At 52.2% G+C, this 19,143-nt stretch carries 17 protein-coding genes; 7 read left to right on the top strand and 10 right to left on the bottom strand.

Annotated elements, in window-relative coordinates; genetic code table 11:
• Positions 1-11 precede the first annotated feature (11 nt).
• Positions 12-1,967 (bottom strand): CocE/NonD family hydrolase, encoded by a 1,956-nt coding sequence (locus Q8K39_RS12170; protein ID WP_305260508.1) that lies wholly within the window; start codon positions 1,965-1,967, stop codon positions 12-14.
• A gap of 61 nt (positions 1,968-2,028) precedes the next feature.
• Positions 2,029-2,691 (bottom strand): GGDEF domain-containing protein, encoded by a 663-nt coding sequence (locus Q8K39_RS12165; RefSeq protein ID WP_305260506.1) that lies wholly within the window; start codon positions 2,689-2,691, stop codon positions 2,029-2,031.
• A 75-nt stretch (positions 2,692-2,766) separates the two neighbouring features.
• Here Q8K39_RS12165 and Q8K39_RS12160 point away from each other — a divergent pair, with 75 nt between their 5' ends.
• The 4 genes from Q8K39_RS12160 to Q8K39_RS12145 all read left to right on the top strand — a co-directional run bounded on the left by Q8K39_RS12160 (position 2,767) and on the right by Q8K39_RS12145 (position 7,126).
• A complete protein-coding gene (locus Q8K39_RS12160) occupies positions 2,767-3,660 on the top strand; it encodes a 1-aminocyclopropane-1-carboxylate deaminase/D-cysteine desulfhydrase (RefSeq protein ID WP_305260505.1) in 894 nt (297 codons plus the stop codon).
• Between the two features lie 102 nt (positions 3,661-3,762).
• Positions 3,763-4,488 (top strand): ABC transporter substrate-binding protein, encoded by a 726-nt coding sequence (locus tag Q8K39_RS12155; protein ID WP_305260503.1) that lies wholly within the window; start codon positions 3,763-3,765, stop codon positions 4,486-4,488.
• 211 nt (positions 4,489-4,699) lie between these two features.
• Positions 4,700-6,469: an ABC transporter substrate-binding protein gene (locus Q8K39_RS12150; RefSeq protein WP_305260501.1), complete on the top strand. Its 1,770-nt coding sequence runs from the start codon at positions 4,700-4,702 to the stop codon at positions 6,467-6,469.
• A 24-nt stretch (positions 6,470-6,493) separates the two neighbouring features.
• Positions 6,494-7,126 carry a Yip1 family protein gene (locus Q8K39_RS12145; RefSeq protein WP_305260499.1) on the top strand — a complete coding sequence of 211 codons (633 nt, stop codon included), beginning with the start codon at positions 6,494-6,496 and terminating at the stop codon, positions 7,124-7,126.
• Between the two features lie 26 nt (positions 7,127-7,152).
• On the opposite strand, the gene Q8K39_RS12140 is transcribed toward Q8K39_RS12145, so the two are convergent.
• The 6 genes from Q8K39_RS12140 to Q8K39_RS12115 all read right to left on the bottom strand — a co-directional run bounded on the left by Q8K39_RS12140 (position 7,153) and on the right by Q8K39_RS12115 (position 12,596).
• Positions 7,153-7,458: an NIPSNAP family protein gene (locus Q8K39_RS12140; protein WP_305260497.1), complete on the bottom strand. Its 306-nt coding sequence runs from the start codon at positions 7,456-7,458 to the stop codon at positions 7,153-7,155.
• Between the two features lie 43 nt (positions 7,459-7,501).
• Positions 7,502-8,269 carry an SDR family oxidoreductase gene (locus Q8K39_RS12135; protein ID WP_305260495.1) on the bottom strand — a complete coding sequence of 256 codons (768 nt, stop codon included), beginning with the start codon at positions 8,267-8,269 and terminating at the stop codon, positions 7,502-7,504.
• A gap of 632 nt (positions 8,270-8,901) precedes the next feature.
• Positions 8,902-9,918, bottom strand: coding sequence for a TIGR00266 family protein (locus Q8K39_RS12130; RefSeq protein WP_305260493.1), 1,017 nt, complete (start codon positions 9,916-9,918; stop codon positions 8,902-8,904).
• 8 nt (positions 9,919-9,926) lie between these two features.
• Complete coding sequence (locus Q8K39_RS12125; protein ID WP_186955813.1) at positions 9,927-10,610, bottom strand: TIGR00266 family protein; 684 nt, start codon at positions 10,608-10,610, stop codon at positions 9,927-9,929.
• A 9-nt stretch (positions 10,611-10,619) separates the two neighbouring features.
• Complete coding sequence (locus Q8K39_RS12120; protein WP_186955814.1) at positions 10,620-11,279, bottom strand: TIGR00266 family protein; 660 nt, start codon at positions 11,277-11,279, stop codon at positions 10,620-10,622.
• A 93-nt stretch (positions 11,280-11,372) separates the two neighbouring features.
• A complete protein-coding gene (locus Q8K39_RS12115; RefSeq protein ID WP_305260490.1) occupies positions 11,373-12,596 on the bottom strand; it encodes a M48 family metallopeptidase in 1,224 nt (407 codons plus the stop codon).
• A 213-nt stretch (positions 12,597-12,809) separates the two neighbouring features.
• Here Q8K39_RS12115 and Q8K39_RS12110 point away from each other — a divergent pair, with 213 nt between their 5' ends.
• The gene (locus Q8K39_RS12110) at positions 12,810-13,688 is read left to right on the top strand and encodes a LysR family transcriptional regulator (protein WP_305260488.1); all 879 of its coding nucleotides are present in this window, start codon (positions 12,810-12,812) and stop codon (positions 13,686-13,688) included.
• Positions 13,689-13,698: 10 nt separating this feature from the next.
• Here the strand turns inward: Q8K39_RS12110 and Q8K39_RS12105 are convergent, their stop codons facing one another.
• Complete coding sequence (locus Q8K39_RS12105; RefSeq protein WP_305260486.1) at positions 13,699-14,091, bottom strand: hypothetical protein; 393 nt, start codon at positions 14,089-14,091, stop codon at positions 13,699-13,701.
• Between the two features lie 225 nt (positions 14,092-14,316).
• Here Q8K39_RS12105 and Q8K39_RS12100 point away from each other — a divergent pair, with 225 nt between their 5' ends.
• The gene (locus tag Q8K39_RS12100; protein WP_305260484.1) at positions 14,317-16,641 is read left to right on the top strand and encodes a DEAD/DEAH box helicase; all 2,325 of its coding nucleotides are present in this window, start codon (positions 14,317-14,319) and stop codon (positions 16,639-16,641) included.
• Positions 16,642-16,707: 66 nt separating this feature from the next.
• Positions 16,708-16,902 (top strand): hypothetical protein, encoded by a 195-nt coding sequence (locus tag Q8K39_RS12095; RefSeq protein ID WP_305260482.1) that lies wholly within the window; start codon positions 16,708-16,710, stop codon positions 16,900-16,902.
• Here the strand turns inward: Q8K39_RS12095 and Q8K39_RS12090 are convergent.
• The gene (locus tag Q8K39_RS12090; protein ID WP_305260481.1) at positions 16,896-19,094 is read right to left on the bottom strand and encodes a C1 family peptidase; all 2,199 of its coding nucleotides are present in this window, start codon (positions 19,092-19,094) and stop codon (positions 16,896-16,898) included. The two genes, Q8K39_RS12095 and Q8K39_RS12090, sit on opposite strands and share 7 nt — an antisense overlap.
• Positions 19,095-19,143 lie beyond the last annotated feature (49 nt).

Below are 19,143 nucleotides of genomic sequence, written 5' to 3'. Positions count from 1 at the left end.
ACGGCATTTTTTTATTCGTCGAGTGCTGGTAACACTTTCACATGCAGGGCGCTGGGTTGCTGGCTACCGAAATACACTTTATGCGTAGCCTTGATGAAGTCACTGTCTCTGGCTTCATAGATATTCGGCACAAAGGATTGTGGGTTGCGGTCTATAAAAGGGAACCAGCTCGACTGCACCTGTACCATGATGCGGTGTCCACGCTTGAAAGTATGGAGCACATCGTTGATAGCAAATTTCACCTTGGTCATCTGGTTAGGCTGCATCGCTTTGGCCGTTTCGAATCCATCACGGTAGCGGGCGCGGAAAGGTTCGCCACGTACCAGGGTTTGCTGGTTGCCACGATTGGTTTGTGCATCAATTTCCAGATTGGGTGGATTGACATCAATCAGCTTGACAACAAAGTCTGCATCGCTACCTGTGACGCTGACAAACAAATCAGCATTCAGTGGGCCGGCCAGTGTTACATCTTTTTCCAGCACTTCACTTTGCCAGGTCAAGACATCAGGGCGGCTACTGGCAAAGCGCTGGTCAGCAGCGATATACTGGTTGCTCCAGCGTGTGCCTATCTCGGTAGTGTAAGGAACAGGTTTGGCCGGGTCGCTGACATATTCTTCAAACAGTGCTTCCTGATTGGTCGGTGCGCTGAAGCTCAGTTTGCCATTGGCCTGAAAATACAGGGCCTTGTCCTTGCTTTCCTTTGGAGGCCAACTGTCAAAACCACGCCAGCGGTTGGCACCAGTTTCAAACATCCAGGCTTCGGCCAGTGTTGGCTTGTCACCCGTCTTCAGATAATGTTTGAAGAAGGCCAGTTCCACTGGTTGATATGTTTGCACCGTCTTGTAGCCAAAATTTGTGTCACCAACTTTGTCGCCATCCGTGCGGTACCAGCCGCCATGTGTCCATGGACCTATGACCAGGGTGTTTTGTATGCCGGGGTTTTGTTTTTCTATGGACTTGTAAGTATTTAGCGGGCCATATAAATCCTCTGTGTCATACCAGCCGCCTACTGTGAGGACGGCAGCCTTGATGTTTTTCAGGTGTGGCAGGATATTTCGGCTTTGCCAGAATTCATCATAGTTCGGGTGAACGATGATCTCGTTCCAGAAAGGGATACCATTTTTAAAGTGCCGTGCATTCGCATTCGCGACTGAGCCCAGATCAAGAAAAAACTGATAACCATCTGGTGTGCCAAAGTTGAAATTTTTCCAGCCTTTACTTACTGTTGGTTGCGGGCGTGGCTGACCAAAGCTATAGAAAAAATTAAAAGCCATTTGCAGGTTGAAAGCGCCATTCCTGTGCATGTCATCGCCGCGGAACCAGTCAGCAATCGGGGCTTGCGGAGAAATGGCTTTCAGTGCCGGGTGGCCATCGATCGCACCTGCCGACGCATAAAAGCCTGGATATGAACTGCCCCATTGGCCAAACTTGCCATTGTTGTTGGGCAAATGCCTGAGCATCCACTCTATGCTGTCAAAGGTGTCACTACTTTCATCGATATCGGTCCTGGATTTTTTTTGCGCCATGTGTGGGCGCATGTTGACGAACTCACCCTCGGACATAAAGGTGCCGCGTACATCCTGAAAGGCAAAAATGAAGCCTTCTTTCTCATAGTCGGCGGTTGGCCCCAGCATGGTTCTGTACTGGTCTGCGCCATAGGGCGCGACTGAATAGGGAGTACGGTTCATCAGGATGGGATAACGTTTACTGGCACTGGCATCATTTGGCATATACACGGCAGTAAACAACAATTTGCCATCACGCATGGGGATGCGGTATTCAAATTTCGAATAATTCTTACGTATGTATTCTGCCCGTAGTTTGACCGCATCGGTTTTGTCATCGCTAATGCTGGCACTGACGATAGTACTGCTCAAGGCCACCGCTGGCATGGACAGGTTGCTCAATACTGCGCCTAGCATGATGGATACTGCAGGAAGCACCCGCCGCAAGTGTTTTGTACTCATGATTTCCCAGTCTATTTTTTTGTTTGGACTAGCTTGGTGTACAGATCAGGCAACAAGTTCCCTAATCTTCTGCGGTGGGGTCGTAGTCAGGCAGGGGGGGCTCAATTTCTGCAATTTTGTCTGCACCCTGGCTGCGCGCATCCTGCAGGGCGATACCGACTCTTTTCAGCATGCTTTCGGCATTGTCCTTGTGGGCGTTGGTGGTCAGTCCGGTGGCAAAGCTCACCGTCAGGCCGGGCGAGATGGTATTCCAGTCTACCTCGGCGATGCGCAATTTAAGGCGGGCGATGGCCTTGCGGCTGGCTTCCAGCCAGGTAGTGGGCATGACGATGGCAAATTCATTGGCGGCGACCCGACCGAATGAATCCAGGGTACGCAACATGGTCAGGGCTTCTTTGGCGACTTGTTGCAAGACCTGGCGGGCTGCTGCCTGGCCATGCTGTTCCAGTATCTGTTCAAGGCCATCAACCGAGATCGCCGCCAGGGTAAAGGTATGACCAGTGCGAAAGGAGCGCGCCAGTTCACCATCCAGCATGGACATCAGCGTACGGCGGTTCAATGCGCCAGTCAGATGGTCGGTCCTGGCCATGCTGTCAAGCTGGGTCAGCACGGTTTCCAGTGTGGGTAACAGGTTGTCTTGCTGACCTTCGTTCTTGATTTGCTTGATCAACTGGTCTATTTGTTGTCGGGCATTTAACAAAGGCTGATTAAAATCTGTGGGCATGTCCTCTCCGGCTATAGGTGCAGCGCCAGGCGCTACAATGGCACTTTACCATTGTCACCCACATTTCTGCCAAGCATGTTATTCACAAGCCCCGGTTCCCCCTGCCAGCAAGTCCACAGCCAGCTTTTTGCGGGCATGGATTTGTGGATGAAACGCGACGATTTGTTGCACCCTCAGGTGTCTGGCAACAAGTTTCGTAAACTGAAGTATCCCTTGCTAGGCCTGCAGGGTCGTCGCAGCCATGTTGTTTCGATGGGAGGTATCTGGTCCAATCATATCCACGCGCTGGCCCATGTCGCCCATGCTCTGGGGCTGCCTGCTACTGCACTGATACGCGGGGCCGAGGGCATGCATAGCGCCATGCTGGAAGATGTGCGTGCCCTCGGCATGCAAGTCCGCTTTGTCAATCGTGAAACTTACCGCCAGTTGCGGTTGGGCGAGTCTGCCTGGCGCACGCATCTGGAAGATGCAGGGGCGAATGCACTCTGGCTGCCTGAGGGGGGTAGTGCGCCACTTGCCTTGCGCGGTGTGGCAGAGTTGATTGCCGAATTGCCATTCATCCCGGATTATCTGGCAGTTGCCTGTGGCACCGGGGCAACGCTGGCTGGTTTGCTGGCTGGCTTGCAGGGACGCTCGAAAGTGCTGGGTATCGCTGCCATCAGTGGCGGGGATTATTTGCGTACTGAAATCACTCGCCTGTTGGTTGATGCGGGTTACCCTGATTACCAAAACTATGAATTGTTAACCGAATTTCATCATGGCGGCTATGGTAAGGTAGCACCCGAGCTGCTGGATTTTTCTCGCCAGTTCGTGCATGAAACGTCGATTCCCCTGGAGCCGGTCTACACTGCCAAAATGCTGTTTGCTTTGCGCCAGTTGTGGCATCATGCTTATCTGGCACCAGATGCGCGGGTCATCGCTATACATACAGGTGGCTTGCAGGGTGCACGTGGATTTGTCAGTATATAGTCATGCCTTTATAGCCCTCGTTATCGGACAGGTGCAAATATGAAAAGATGGCGCGCAAGTTGGCTTACCGCTTTAAGCGGGATGGCAGCTCTGCTCTCATGCTTGGCCTGCACATCAGCGGCACTGGCGGCAGAGCAGCCTTTGCGTGTGGCTATCTATGAAAACCTCGACTACCCCCTGAATATTTTTGACAAGAACCATCAACTGCTTGGTGGCTTGCAAAAAGACTTTGTAGACCAGTTGGCGAAAAAACTCTCTGCGAAAGTCAGCTACGCGCCTTATTCGCGCAGGCGTATAGAAAGCGTTGTGATCCAGGGCGATGCCGATCTCATGTGTTATTCCAGTCCGACCTGGTTTGACTTGCCCAAGGAAGTCGGCTGGACGGTGGCGACTTTCCCGCAGGTGGAAAGAGTGGTCGTGCTGGCAGACAAAGCCAGTATAGAAATCATTCCGCAGCAACTGGAAGGTAAAAAACTGGTGTTGCAACTCGGTTATCACTATCCGCAAATCGCCAGCCAATTGGCAGAAGGTAAAATCAAGCGTATTGACCTGACCGACGTGCCAGGCATGTTCCGTTTGCTGGCACGGGGTGGGGCGGATGCCATGATCAGTTCTGACGGTGAAATCGAAGGCTATTTCAAGAATTTCCCGGATAAACGCGCTCTGTACAAAATCTCCAAAACGCCGTTTTCTGTAGTACAGACCCAGTGCGCTCTGTCGCTTAAGTCAGCGTGGAAACTGGAGCAAATCAATAGCGTGATACAGTTTTTGCAAGAAACTGGCGAGATGGAAAGGATCATGCGCAAATACGGTTTATCCATGCGTTAGAACCTGTTTACGATCTTATTGCGCGTGCGTGATCGGGGCTCATGTGCTGCTCAAAATGCTCATCTACCAGAAGTACATTCCGCTTTTTGCACTGCTCTTCACCCCGCTGACGCACGCTCGCTACAGATCGTAAACAGGTTCTTAGATGTTGGTGGCTAGATGCGGGCGTTAACTGCTATTCTGCTGGCTTTACTCTTTTTCCTTTTTTCAGATGAAATCTACCCTGACGGCTGTGCTGACGGCACTGCTCTGCAGCTTGAGCCTGCCTGCAATAGCGGCGGCTGACCCGAATAAAGTCTTGCACCTGTCCTTTGAAGCCGCCGATGACGGTTTTGATGCCATGCGCACCAATAGCACTTATTCGAACTGGCTGGCGGATGCGATCTTTGAAGGCCTCGTCACGTACGATTATCTGGCACGTCCGGCCAAACTGATACCCAATACCATCGTAAGCCTGCCTGAAATCACAGATGGCGGCAAGACGATGACCTTTCGTCTGAAGAAGGGGATTTATTTTGCTCCCGACCCGGCATTCAAAGGCCAGCGCCGGGAGTTGCTGGCCAGCGACTATGCTTATACTTTCAAACGCCTGGTAGATCCGAATAATCGTTCAGTGCATTCACGGGTGCTGGAAGGCAAGGTCATTGGCCTTGATGAACTGACTGCTGAAGCCAAAAAGACCGGCAAGTTCGATTACGACAAACCCATTGCCGGTCTGGAGACCCCCGACAATTACACCCTGATCATGCGTTTGAAGGCCTCTGACCCCAGCCTGATTTACTACCTGGCCAAACCGCTGGGCGGTGCAGTTGCGCGTGAAGTTGTCGAACTCTATGGTGAAGCCGTCAACCAGCATCCTGTAGGTACAGGTGCTTACATGCTCAAGCAATACGTGCCGCGCAGTAAAATAATTCTCGAAGCCAATCCCGAATATCGTGGTTTCGTCTGGGACTTCAAAGGCACAGGTTCAGAATGGGATAAGCAAATCATCAAGGATATGAAAGGCAAACAAATGCCGCAAGTCGGCAGAGTGGAAGTTGCTATCATAGAGGAAGAGCAATCACGCTGGCTGGCCTTTGATTCTGGCCAGCTGGATTTCGAGATGCTGGTGCCGGCAGCGTCGGTCAAGTTACTCGATCAGGGCAAACTCAAACCTGAATTTATAGCCAAGGGTTTGCGGCTGTACCGCTTTATTGATCCAGGCGTCACCCGTACTTACTTCAATTTTCAGGACCCCACCGTGGGAGGTTACAGCAAGGACAAGATAGCCCTGCGCCGTGCGATTGCCCTATCTTACAACCTCCAGGAAGAAATAGATCAGGTCTGGTTCGGACAAGCCATCAAGGCACATGGCATGGTGCCACCGGATGTGGTGGGGCATGACCCCAGTTATCGCAATAGTAATGTCTATGATCCGGCGCTGGCAAACAAGCTGCTCGACAAGTTTGGCTATAAGCGCGGTGAAGACGGTTACCGCAGTATGCCAGATGGATCGCCCCTGAAGCTACGCATCCATTCTGCCCCCAAGACCAGAGATTATGCGCGCATGGAAATCTGGAAGCGTTCGCTCGACAAGATAGGCATACGCGCAGAATTCCCGGTCGCCGGTTTTGCCGACAACCTCAAGTCTGCCTACCAGTGCAAGCTCATGATGTTTGGCATGGGCTATGTTGCTGACATCCCGGACGGCATTGATTTCCTGGAGTCCTATGTAGGCACCAATGCCTACCGTGGCAATAATGGTTGCTATAAATCTGCAACCTTTGACGAAGCCTTTGAAAAAGCCCGCCTGATGCCAAACGGACCTGAGCGCCAGAAATTATTCAACACCATAGAGCGCATCATGGAAGCCGATACCGTACACAGCCTGGAACTGTGGCGTGTTCGCAACTGGTTGATACAGCCCTGGGTAAAGGGCTATAAAACTCACCCCATCATGCGGGGTGACTGGCGTTTTCTGGATGTAGAAAAAAGCAAATAAGCTCTATAGCATGTCAGGAAAAAAATGAATTTGGCACGCAGCGTGTTCAATGTACTTGTCGCACCCAGGCAAGAGTGGCGAAAGATTTCGCAGGAGAACCTGACCAGTCAGCATGTTTTCGTCATGACGATCATGCCCTTGACAGCCTTCTTTCTGGTAATGGGGTTGCTGGCGACCATATTGCTGCGCACCTATGGCCAGACGACCGGTGCGGAACCACTGGAAGGGGATTACCTGCGTATGCTTGTCGTGAATTCCGTGCGCGCCTATGGCATGGGTTTGCTATTCATTTATATCATTGCACGTATCATGCAGGGCATGAGTCGCAGGCTAGGCGGCCTGTATAGCCTGCCACAGGCTTTAAAGCTAAGTATCTATAGCATAGTGCCACTGTTGGTCGTGAAGTCGATGCAATTGCTCCCCTTTTTTCGTATAGAAAAGGTGACAGACGGCATAAGCGCCATGGTCGCCATGAACTTTGTCGCTAGTATCTACAGCATTTACTTGCTATGTCTGGGCGCGCCAGTCCTGCTTGAAGTGCCGCAGAAAAAAATGAGTTGGTTCATTCTGGTCAACGCAAGCTTGCTCATGTTGCTCACCTGGCTGCCCGTGATACTGGCGATCGTTGTAGCGAATACCATCGGTTATTTGGATTGAGTACCATGAAGTTGTCGCTATGGCCCCTACGCCATGACGGGCCGGAAAAAGCTTCTTTCATAACTGACTATGCACTTGTGTTCCTCTGCATATTTGAATGCTGACTGGCACTCAGGATCATCCATCATCTGCATGCGGTGTTGTTCATACGCTGCCAGGGTGGGGAAGCTGAACAGTGCCAGTGCCACATTATTTGCGCCTTCAGAAGGCAGGAAATAACCGTGGTGCTGGCCGCCAAACTTGTTCACCAGTGGTATCCAGAGTTTGCCGTAATGTTCAAACTCTGGCAGTTTGGCGGGGTCAATGATGTAACGGATATAGCAGGTAATCATGATATAGGCTGTCAGGAGAAAAAACCTATCTTACCTGTTCTGGCTAAACCTGTATCAAGCCCCCATCGGCACACAATTCCACGCCATTGACGTAGCTGGCGGCTTTCGATGCCAGAAATAACACGGCAGCCGCAATTTCTTCCGGCCTGCCCATACGCCCCGCCGGTGCCGCGCCAGCCAGATAGGCTGAAAAATGAGCGATATCTTCTTCTTTCATGCCCAGGCCATTTTCCATAATAGGTGTGCGAGTCACGCCGGGGCTGATGGTGTTGACACGTATCAGGCTGTCCTTGAGATCATTTGCCCAACTGCGCGCAAACGAGCGCACCGCCGCTTTCGACGCATTGTAGAGGCTCAGGTTGGGCATGCCCTTGCTGGCTGCGATAGAAGCATTCAGGACGATGGCAGAAGCTGGTTTCATCAATGGCAGCAGACTTTGTACGGTGAAGAACAGGCCTTTGACGTTGGTATCGAAGGTAGTGGCAAATTCCACATCTGTGGTGCTGCCAAACTGATTGTGGATGGCGATGCCGGCATTGGCGAACAGGACATCAAGTTTGTCGCCGTTGGCGGCAACTTTGGTATGCAGGGTTTGCAGGTCGCTGATGCTGGCGACATCGGCCTCAACAGGGATTGCCCTGTCGCCGAGGATTTCTCTGGCTTTTGTCAGTCTGGCTTGTGAGCGGCCTGTGATGTAGACGCGTTTGGCACCGGCATTGATGAAGGCCTGGGCGCTGGCCAGGCCTATGCCTGAGGAGCCACCAGTGATGAGGATGACTTGTTCACTAAAATCATTGGATGTTGCTGACATTTCAGTTTCCTTAATAAGGGGTTGGAAATGGCAGTATCGTGGATAGGGATTGGTGAAACAATCCATGTTTTGTTCATGATATTGGTGAGTAAATTTCAGTAATTGATGCTTTTTTCTTTATGTGAATGTTATGCAAACATTTCACCGGGCTGGCGCCCTGTGGCTTTCATGGATATCGTGAAGGCATTAACTTCTGAATCGCAGCGTTTGGGATGACTTGATTTGCAAGTGTCGGTATCCGTATTCTAAGATTGCTGGCCGGTGGTAGACCGGCAGCTACCCACCTCTTTGCTTCGCCAAAAAGGTGGGCCAAAAAGGCGACCCAGGCGTCACCGCCTCCTAAAGGGGGGGCGTTTGTGCAGTACAACAAATGGGGCAGATCCGAAACTCGCTGCGGCCATGCCCTTAGGAAGTTGCGCTTGCAAGCCCATGTCGTTACGCAGGCGTGCAGCATGCGGCACGAAACCCCTGCTACACCTCAAACAGCGGCTCTTCTTAATCCATTTTCTGCACTGCACAAACGGCGGTTACACATGGGAACTGCTAAAGTCAAAAACAACTGCAACCGCAACTGCAACGTCATCACCACCATCTACCAAATTTCTTCGATCCTGGATGGTCAGAGATTGAGCTTACCCCTTTACCGGACGATATTGCTTCGCCCATCCAGCAAACGCGCCCACGCTGCGTGTCTGTATCCACAGCTTGCCTTCACCCTTGAAGCGGCAGACAAAGCCTTCGCCGGAGAAGAACAGGGATTTGTAGCCGCCGACTTTGCTGATGCTGTATTCCAGACCTTCGGTGAAGGCGACGATGTTGCCGGTGTCGACGACGTAGCCGTCCTTAACGTCGATTTCTATGATGGCACCATAGCTGTTGAGCCACAGGTCACCTTCGCCAGAGGCGCGGATCAGGAACAGGCTTTCGCCGGAGAAGAAGCCCTTGGTCAGGCCCTGCCATTTGGTTTCGATATTGATGCCAGGTGTACTGGCAAGAAATGCACCGCTCTGCAGGTACAGCGTTTCGCCGCGTAGGTAGCGGTGGATCAGGTCGCCGGGAGTAGCGGGGGCGATGCCGATTTCACCTGGGCCGTTTTCCGCAGTGAATTCATTGAGGAACAGGTTTTCACCAGCCAGCATGCGTGAGATGCCGCCTTTCATCTTGGTCTTCATGACCAGGTTGGTGTCCATGGTGGCCATGGCGCTAGCCTCCACTTTCAACATTTGTCCGCGTGGCAAATCGACTGTGACAAAGCCAAAATCAGGGCTGCCGTCTATCCTGAATTTCAAACCTGCGAAATCTGTCGCTGCGACTGGCTGAGGTGCCATGCTTGTGCTCGTCGTGGTGACATCGGGTTCTTGTTTGAGTATGGCAGGCGGTGCTGTGTCAGGAGCTGGCTTGCTGACGGCAGCATCGCCCTCATTTTGCAAGACTACCTTCAAGCCATTTTTTTCTATGGTCTGGCGGTATTTTTCGGCAGTTTCGGTGTCGAGGCCACGCTTGATAACGCGTGGCGCGGTTTCCAGTAATTGCCTGGCTTGTTCAGTTGGCAGCTTGAACAGTTTTTCTATAGCCGCGCATGCTTGTTCAAAGCTGACGCCTTCGGCCAGCTCACCGGTGAGGACGATATCTATCATAGTGTTATTCATGGCTGTCCTTAGCGTTTGCCAGCTTTGAGATTGGGGCCGAGCAGGCTGCCAAAGCTGCTTTCATTATGCGATTGGCACCATACTGTGCCACGGCCAGAAAATTTACAGACCATGCCTTCACCGCCGAGTATGGATTGCAGCCAGCTCTTGCCTGCCTTGGTGATGGAGAATTGCAGGGTTTCGCTGAAAGCGACTATATGGCCGGTATCGACGATGTAATCACCATCCACTTCTACTGGATAAATGGCACCAAATGAAGACAGCACGGCAGTGCCCTTGCCCTTTAATTTAAGCCAGAAAATGCTTTCGCCAGACAGTATGGATTTGAAACCCTGCCAGCCCAGATCAACTTCTATGCCTTCGTCGCAGGCCAGGAAAGAGCCGCCCTGAACGATCAGGTTATCGTTATCCAGCGGCATTACCAGCATGTCGCCTGCCAGGTCTGTACCCAGCCAGACTTCTCCCGGCGTATTTTGTGGTTCAAAATGGTTCAGGAACAGTGATTCACCACCGAGCAAACGCTTGGCTGCTTTCAACAGGGAGCCGCGCTGCTTTTTATGGGTGGTCGTGGTAATTTGCATATTGCTGCTCATGGCCAGCATGGCACCTGATTCAGCGGTGCAGACTTCACCAGGACGCAGGCTGACTTTGGCTGCGGTATTGCCTGGCTGATTGACTAATTCTACATGCATGATGCGTCCTTACAGTTTTGGATTGAGCCAGCCAGCCAGGCTGGAAATGCTGCGCGTCTGGATGATGATCTTGCCCTGACCACTGACGCGCGTTACCAGGCCTTCGCCGCCAAAGAAGCTGGAAAAAATGCCACCAGCCAGTTGCAGGTTGAGGCGCAGCGATGGGTCGTAGGCCACCAAATGGCTGGTATCGACGATGTATTCACCGTTCACTTCTTTTTCCAGCAGCGCACCATAAGCACCAAACCAGACCTTGCCATTACCGCTGACCTTGATACGGAATAAGCCTTCACGGGCAATCCAGGAAGCAAAGCCGGCAAAGCTCAGGCCTATATTGACGCCTTCTTCGCAGGCCAGGAAGGCACCGGGCACCAGGAAATACTCTTCATCTTTGAGTTCCCGGCACAGGATTTCACCTGGTGTGGGTTGCACAATCGTGAGGCGGCGTGGTGCAGAGGTGGCATTCTTGAAGCGGCTGATGAACAGAGACTCATCCCCCAGATATTTACGCAGCAAGCCCTTGATCACGCCGCCATTGAAATGCGCAGTCAAATCCAGGCTGGCATCCATGCTGGACATGGCATCAGGTTCCGTCATGATGCTTTCACCAGGCTCGAGTTCTACTTCGACATAGGAGAAGGCATGGCCTCCTTTGATATTGGTTTTCACTACTAACTCCTCTTGGTTTTGAATTCCTAACAGTTACCCAGGCTGCCTAGCAGCTAATTGCCGGGGCAATTCTGCGGACTTCTTATTTGCGCTTCAGGATTGCGTTGCTGGTGCTGGTGACGGTGTTGTCGGCGCAGGTTTTTTTATTTCGTTGGTCGTAGACTTGGCAACAAATTTTTTGACTGCTTCCTGCAAATCCTTGAATGCAGCGTCCTGATTAATGTAGGGTCCCTGGGATTTGACTATCAGTGTGCGCAAATGGGCCATGCGTTTATCGCTGGCAGGATGGGTACTGAGCAAACCCATGGCTTGTTTGTAGGCTTCGCGCGCCTGTTTATTATCGATTTTTTCCAGCGCGGCTTTTTCTTCAGCAATCATGCGCTCAAAGAAGACCGGCAAACCTGCAGGATTGATGCGGGCCCGAATTAATAGCAATACCCCTTTTTCATCGGCATCGGTTTCGAAACGACGCGAATATTGTTGACTCAGCAGCATAGGAGCCGCATTGCCAAATACCGCCAGCAAACCGCTGACATCGCCAAACACTGCGCTGGCAACCAGGTAAATCCCGGCATTGCCTATAATGCTGCGGGTGCCATGACGTTCTTCGACATGACTGATTTCATGGGCTAACACACCCAGCAATTCTTCGGCACTACCCGCTTTTAGTATCAGGCCAGAATGAATCGCGACATAACCGCCGGGCAGGGCATAGGCATTGGTGGTGCTATCGTTGACGATGTTGATGGAATAGCGATACGGTGAATCCGGCAAGGCTTGCAGCAGAGGTGCGGTTAGCGGCTTCAAGACCGCGTCAGCTTCGGCCTTGGGCATGCGCTTGTTTTTCAGGTCATCCTGGGCCGCGACACTGGCACCGAGTTTTTCTTCCCATTCCACTGGCACTTGCTTGGCTACATAAGCAGACAAACCATCCATTTGCCATATTAAACCTGCAGGCAATGCCAGCAGCAGCAAGCTAAAGCCAACAAGCAGACCCCAGCCGAGCATACGTTTGCGGCTCAGTGCTGCAATCTGGCGCGAGCACTCCGGATGGGCCAGTAATGCAGGGTTTTTCAGGATGCTAAGATCACTGGTGTAGAGCACCAGGTCAGGTTTATGGGCATGCTTGATGAAGACCAGAGTATTGTTGGAGCCACCCATGGTCAGCTCCATGTGGGCAAATGACAGCGTTCCCAGCAAGGATGCCACATGATAACTGAGGCCAGATTGCGACAAACTCAGTTCACCGACATCACGGCCACCTGGCAGGGATGCATGAAAAGCGTGGCAAGCATATTTACTGGAAGCTAAGTCCATGAAGGTCCTGGGGGTGATATTAAAATTTGGCCGCAGTTTGTCAGAGTGTGAGAAATTGCAAACAGGGCGACAGAATTATAAATCAGTGACCCATACTTTTTGATTAAGTTTTTTGCAGAACATACCTTGGTATCGGCATGGTGAGGAAATGGCAGACAATACTTGTATTCAAGGAAACCTTATAATGTCAGCAAATAATGAGCGAATAGCAGTATGTCACCAGACTTGAATGATTTATTGGCTTTTGCCCGTGTTGCCGAATGCCGCAGCTTTCGCCAGGCCGCTCAGGAATTGCAAATCACGGCTTCTGCCCTTAGTCACACGCTGACCAGGATGGAAAAAAAACTGGGCATGCGTTTATTGCAACGCACGACCCGCAGTGTCAGCCTGACCCCGGCAGGCGAACGTTTACTGCAGAGTCTGCAGCCAGCGCTGCAAGAAATCCAGGGCGCACTGGAAAGTCTGAATGAACTCAGGGATAAACCGGTAGGACGCCTGCGCCTGAACGTGCCGCGTCCGGCTGCACAGCTCACGCTGGCACCGTTGATGGCGGCCTGGCATGCCGTCTATCCTGAAGTGGAACTGGAAGTCGTCAGTAGCGATGCGCTCATTGATATCGTTGAGCAGGGCTTCGATGCCGGCCTGCGTTTCGGTGAAAGCCTGCAGCAAGATATGGTGGCGATCCCGGTGGGGCCGGAAGTCCGTTTCGTCGTTTGCGCTGCACCTGCCTATTTGACAGAGCATGGTATTCCTGTAACGCCACATGATTTGCTGCAACATCAATGCATACAATTTCGTTTTCCCAGCGGACAAAGGTATCGCTGGGAATTCCAGCGTGGACAAGAAAAAATGGAAGTCGCCACCACCGGCGCGCTAGTGGTTGATGATTTTTATGTGGCCACCCGTGCTGCCAGTGATGGTGCCGGGATATGCTATACCTACCGTGGCTATGCCGATGAACTGGTGCAGCTGGGGCAATTGCAGTATGTGCTGGAAGACTGGTGGCCAGCGGCCGAGCGTACTTATTTGTATTATCCCAGCCGCCGCCATCAATCGGCGGCTTTGCGGGCTTTCATCGATTTCATGAAATGAGCTGATGCATTTACTTTGGGGTTGTCGCTACGTCCCAGGAAAAACTGCCACTTTTTGATTTGACAGTTTCGTACAGGGTACTGACCTGATTATCTACATTATTGTCCTTAAGGTCGACTTTGTTGCTGGTTTTTAGTTTCCACTTTTTTGATGTGACTTTATTGCTCGCTGTAGTAACGCTGAATTCCATCTTGTAGGCAAGTCCCAGATCGGCAAGAGCCTTACGAAATGCGTCTATGGTTGCCAGGTCTTCAGATTCATATGAAATATTTAGTAGTACATCGACCTTGGCGTTTTTGGCATATAGACGGACGGCGTCAGAAGGTAAATCTGCGGCGCTGGCAATTGGCAGTGAGTTCATCGAGCAAATAAAAGCAGATACCAATAACAGGTATTTTTTCATGGTGTAGAGGATTCTTGAGTCTGGTTTATTCGGGACTACGCATTAGATAAAGTACTAAATACATAATGAATAATATCAAAAATATAATTTATAAGTAAGCAAAATTTGTATTTTTTGTCAAGTGTCGCTGGCAGGAAAATCCCCTGAGATTGGCGTAGAAGAGTAAACTATAGGGATAACCATCTTGTCGCATCCTGCGATACGAAAGAACGAGCGAGCATCGCCATGTCAGAAAACACACCTCCGATTACCTTTGAAGACCTGCAACTGAGTGCGCCTATTCTGCGCGCCTTGCAGGATGTAGGCTATGAAACACCGTCGCCGATACAGGCAGCAACCATCCCGATTTTGCTGTCTAACCGTGACGTCCTGGGTCAGGCCCAGACAGGTACAGGCAAAACCGCTGCTTTTGCCCTGCCTGTTCTGTCGCGCATCGATATTCGCCAGACTACGCCACAGGCGCTGGTGCTGGCACCGACACGCGAACTGGCAATACAGGTCGCGGAAGCCTTCCAGACCTATGCGCGCCATATCCCCGGTTTCCACGTCTTGCCTATCTACGGTGGTCAGAGCTATGGCCCGCAACTGTCGGCACTGCGCCGTGGCGTGCATGTGGTGGTGGGTACGCCTGGTCGCGTCATTGATCATCTGGACAAGGGCACGCTGGATTTATCCGCCCTGAAAACCCTGGTGCTGGATGAAGCCGATGAAATGCTGCGCATGGGCTTTATTGATGATGTAGAGCGCATCCTGCAAGAAACGCCAGAAGGCCGCCAGACGGCGCTCTTCTCGGCCACCATGCCTCCTGCCATCAAACGCATTGCCCAGACTTACCTGAACAAACCGGCAGAAGTAACAGTCGCTGCCAAGACTGGCACTGCCGACAATATACGCCAGCGCTACTGGCTGGTCAGCGGCATGCACAAGCTGGACGCCCTTACACGCATACTGGAAGCCGAGACTTTTGACGGGATGATCATTTTTGCACGTACCAAACTGGGTACAGAAGAACTGGCAGCCAGGCTGGGTGCAAGAGGCTTCTCGGTAGCCGCCATCAATGGCGACATCAACCAGCAACAGCGTGAACGCACCATCCAGCAACTGAAAGACGGCAAGATCGACATTTTGGTCGCGACTGACGTTGCTGCCCGTGGTCTGGACGTAGAGCGTATCAGCCATGTCATCAACTATGACGTACCGTATGACCCTGAAAGCTATACCCACCGCATAGGCCGTACTGGCCGTGCCGGTCGCAGTGGTGAAGCCATCCTGTTCATCACACCACGCGAAAAGAACTTGTTGAAAGCGATTGAGCGGGCAACCCGTCAGCCAGTGTCACCGCTGGAATTGCCGACTATCCAGACAGTTAATAATGTCCGTATCGCCCGCTTCAAGGACCAGATTTCTGCCACGCTGGCACAAGGTGGTCTGGAAGAATTCACTTCCCTGATCGAAGATTTTGAGCGTGAGCAAAATATCCCTGCGGTGGAAATTGCTGCTGCACTCGCCAAAATGGCGCGTGGTGATGAACCTTTGCTGCTCGATAAAAACCGTAAAGAAACGAAAAACGACGATAGCTGGCGCGATGAGCGTCCGGCCCGTGCTGAGCGTGGTGACCGTGATCGGGGCGACAGGGGTGACCGGGGCGATAGATTCGAACGCGCACCGCGTGAAGACCGTGGCGCACGCCGTGAACACAGTCCGCGCACACCAGAGCCTGGCATGCAGACTTTCCGTATCGCAGTTGGACATGATCATGGCGTCAAGCCCGGCAATATCGTTGGTGCGATCGCCAATGAAGCCAATATAGAATCCAAGTTCATCGGTCGTATCGATATCTATGATGACTACACCATCCTTGATCTGCCAGACAATTTGCCTGGCGACATGATGGAACATCTGAGTTCAGTACGTGTCGCTGGCCAGGCCCTGCGCATCAGTGCAGAAAAAGGCCACGGCAGCAGTGCTTCAGCATCCCGCCCTTCACCACGTGCGCGTGAAGAAGCGCCTCGTGAACGCGCCCCACGTGCCCCTAGTGTTGCCGAAGCAGCACCAGGCAGCAAACTGAACCAGGTAGTAGACCGCGCCGCCCGTGCACCCCTCGATGAAGAACGCCCGGCCAAGCCCAAGAAAGACAAGGCTGACGGCAAAGGCAAGGTCAGCATCCCCATGCTGACTTACCGTATCGAAGTCGGCAAGGCAGATGCAGTAACGCCTAGCAATATCGTCGGTGCGATTGCCAATGAAGCCGGTTTGGAAGCCAAGCACATAGGCCGTATCGATATTTTCGACGACTACAGCACGCTTGATTTGCCAGATGGCATGCCCAAGGAATTGCTGAAACAGTTGAAAGGTGTCTGGGTCGCAGGCAAGCAAATCCAGATCAGCCCGGTTGGTGAAGACCACGTGCGCAAGCCTCTGCCAGTCAACCAGCCATCCCCTTTCGGCCCCAAAAAAGCTGGCGGTGATCGCCGCGTGACAGAAAAAGCCAAGGGTTATGGCGCTGGTAAACCAGCAGCAGCCAAGCCACATCGCAAAGGCCCTAAATAAAGTCTGAGTGAGTTCTCATTGAGTTAACTCGCAAGCCAAACCCCGCTTTCATGCGGGGTTTTTTGCATGAAGGTCATCATAGAACAGGCGGTCAATCACTGCGCCTGGAATTCTTTGAGCGTGACACCATCCAGTGGCAAACCGTCCTTGCGTGGCAATTCATGCAACGCAGTTCCAGTTGAAGAAAACCAGTCAGGCTTGTTCACTGGCAAGAAAGAGGTTATTAAGCAAGATCGTCGCGGGGCGTTTCGATCTCAATAATCCAAATTCTCCACCGTCACTGGCAAAGCATCTGCTGATTCCATGCCCAGGACGCGTGCCAGGGTTTGCGAGATGACAGCTACATCATTATCAAAAGTGCCGTGGGCAACCCGTATCAATTCTTTGCCGTTACTGATGTGAGTGTCGTTGATGATGTGCAGATTGGCTTTTTGATCCGCCGTCAGTCCTGCGCCATTCTCTGCAAAATCACTGGGCAGGTCTTTGCCCCAGTAAAATTTATTCCAGCTTTTCAGCGTAGCGATGGTGGCTTCGTTCCAATGTCCATCCCGGGTTTTCTTGCCGATGAAATAGGCGGCATCCAGGCTGGCAGCCATGCCCAGCAAAGGCGTTTTGTGGCGGGTTTCAAAGGCGCGTGCGACCAGGTATAGCAAGGACTTGCGGTAGATGCCTGCGACATTGTCATCCCGCTCGCGCGCATCCGACAGCAGATGGATGTGGAAATTTTCGCGCGCCAGGATATCGTTTTCCATGGCGGGGCGATACGTGTTTTCAGCAAATTCCAGGCTGCAAGCCGGTGCATACAGGCTGCAAGTGCTGACGGTCAGCTTGCGCGTTGTCAGCAGGTTCAGCAAATGACCATGCACGATAGAGCCAGCCGAATGTCCAATCAGATGGATTTCGAGTTTGCCCTTGCCCAATGCCTTGTTCAAGTCCTTGAGCCGGTCGGCAATCGCCAGCAAGCCGCGTGGTGGGTTGTCATCTTCGATAGCCAGTGCAGCATTTTGCTTCATCTGCATCCATTGCGCTTTGCCACCCAGACTGGCAGCCATGCTTTCTACCGTGCGGTCCATGGCATCGACAGTGGCATTCTTGAGTTGCTGCAACCAGCCACGAGACAAAACAAATGCTGGCAAATGGTCTTTCAGCTTGTCTGTCAGGATATCGCCCATGGTTTCACTGAGCCCGGTCTTCCAGGTGATGAAAACGGGGTAAATGCCATTCGCCAGAAAGTAGGGGGCCATGGCTGCAATGCGCTTCAGTGAATCGTCTTCACTGTTCAAGCCACCATGGGCATACAGAGCCAGTTTCAATACCTTGCTTTTGCCTTGTTGCTTGAGCCATTCTTGCGGTGCCTGCAGCAAGACTTTGTCCACTGTTGCCGCAGCATTGGCAACTTCCAGCAATCTTTGTATCAGGCCACCATCATTTCCCATGACCACAGTCAGGCTATACGCCTGGTCCATGCTTAATGCTGGCTGTCCGGCCTTGCTGGATGCGCTGGCACTATTTGGTATCAGGGCTGAACCACTGGCTTTGAAGGCGGCAGAGGGTGGGATATCGGCTTGCGGTGCCAATAATTTTGCAGCTCGGGTACGATTCACGGCATCCACCTGACGCACTGGTACGCCCAGGGAAACAGTCCAGGCATCGCTGCCATTCACCAGCCAGTCGTCATAAGTGAGAATGGCAAAGCCTTGCAAGCCCCAATCCCTGCCCCAGGAATTCTGTACGACAAAACCCTGATCGGTATAGCCTAGCAAGGCAAAGGCATGGCCACCGGCCTTGATTTCACTGAAGTTGACGATGGGCAGTTGATCCAGCTTGCTAAGGCTTGCAGTCTTGGCTGGACTTACTTCGCCCCAGCCCCGGTGTACTTTGCAAGAGACATAGATGGCACCTATCTCAACGATGGCAGCCTGCATGTCGGTGATGGATTCTTTGTCTATGCGGTAATACACACCGAGGGCGCGACTAAGTGCATCTTTCTCCCAGCCTGGTTTGGGTGCTTCGAAATCGGGCACTTTGTCATTCTTGTCTACCGTGTAAGGCCAGAGTTCGCGGCTGCAAACACCGTGCTTGTGCCAGCCCTTGAGCGCGCCACGGCAACTGGAACCGACATAATCTTCCCCTGCCCACTCATCATACAATTGAGCCAGATGATAAATCATGCGGGGGCTGCTTTCCTTGCTGCTGGAGTCACGTAGCCAAAACAGATAATTGATGACGGCAGCCAGCCCAAAGCCGGTACAGGCACCATCCTTGCCCTGATTCAAGACCATATTTGACTTGATGTAATTGGCCAGCTGTTTTTTGACGAAATCCGGTTCGGGATAGGCAATCGGCAAATTCCGCACCCTGGGGGTGTACATGCGGTCACGTATATCCAGTCTATCAGGGCGGGCATCCAGTGCCAGTTCACTGCCGTTGAAGGGGATGGTCTGGGTTGGCATGAGAGCCTCCTGAGCTGGGCAAGGTAGGGGAAATTGCTTGCTTGTACTA

This window comes from Undibacterium sp. (assembly GCF_030683615.1).
In the GTDB taxonomy this organism is placed as follows: domain Bacteria; phylum Pseudomonadota; class Gammaproteobacteria; order Burkholderiales; family Burkholderiaceae_D; genus Undibacterium; species Undibacterium umbellatum.
Note: the sequence above shows the minus strand (reverse complement) of the source record. Positions and strands in the feature narration are given on the sequence as shown.